Genomic DNA, 917 nt, shown 5'->3' with positions numbered 1-917 from the left:
GCCAGTTTCGGGAATTTCGGCCGGAGCTGGTCGGCCACGATTCGCCATTGCGCGCTGGCCGCTTCCGCGCTTTCCTGCACGAAGATGGTGTTGATCATGGCCAGAACGGCTTGGCGCTGGCCCTTGCCCGCGTGAGCCAGGGCATTGCGGATGAAGTGCACGCGGCAGCGTTGCCAACTCGTCTTGAGGACCTTGCTGGCGGCAGCCTTGAGGCCTTCGTGGGCGTCGGAAATGACCAGCTTCACACCGCGCAAGCCGCGCCGGGTCAGCCCGCGCAGGAAATCAGTCCAGAATGGCTCGGCTTCCGATGGGCCGGTTGCCACCCCGAGAATTTCACGGACGCCATCGGTGTTGACCGCCACGGCGATTATGACGGCCACGGACACCACCCGGCCTGCCTGGCGCGATTTGACGTAGGTGGCGTCGATCCAGAGATAGGGCCAGTCGCCTTCGATCGGACGCTCAAGGAAGGCTTGTACCCGCTCGTCAATCTCTTCGCACAGTCTGGAGACCTGGCTTTTGGACACGCCGCTCATGCCCATCGCCTTGACCAGGTCGTCGACCGAGCGCGTTGAAATCCCTTGTAGGTAAGCTTCCTGGATCACGGCGGTCAGGGCCTTTTCGGCAGTACGACGTGGCTCGAGAAACCCTGGGAAATAGCTGCCGCTGCGCAGCTTGGGAATCTTCAGCTCCACCTTGCCGGCACGGGTTTCGTAAGCCCTGTCACGGTAGCCATTGCGGCTGTTGATGCGCTCGTCGCTGCGTTCGCCGTAGGCCGCCTGGCACAGCGCTTCCACGTCCATTTCCATCAGCCGTTGCAGTGCATGCTGCAGCGTCTGGCGGATGAAATCGGCGTCTGCCCCCTTTTCGGCGAGCTCGGATAATGCGATAGTGGCGTTGGTCATTGTGCTTTCCTT

The 917-nt window shown here is 62.1% G+C and carries 1 protein-coding gene; it reads right to left on the bottom strand.

Annotated elements, in window-relative coordinates; translation table 11 throughout:
- On the bottom strand, nucleotides 1–905 hold a 905-nt coding region (locus QPK29_RS33475), incomplete at its 3' end, for an IS256 family transposase (protein WP_400189969.1).
- Nucleotides 906–917: the final 12 nt, after the last annotated feature.

This window comes from Massilia orientalis (assembly GCF_030411975.2).
GTDB lineage: Bacteria > Pseudomonadota > Gammaproteobacteria > Burkholderiales > Burkholderiaceae_D > Telluria > Telluria orientalis.
This window is presented reverse-complemented; position numbering and strand designations above follow the sequence as displayed.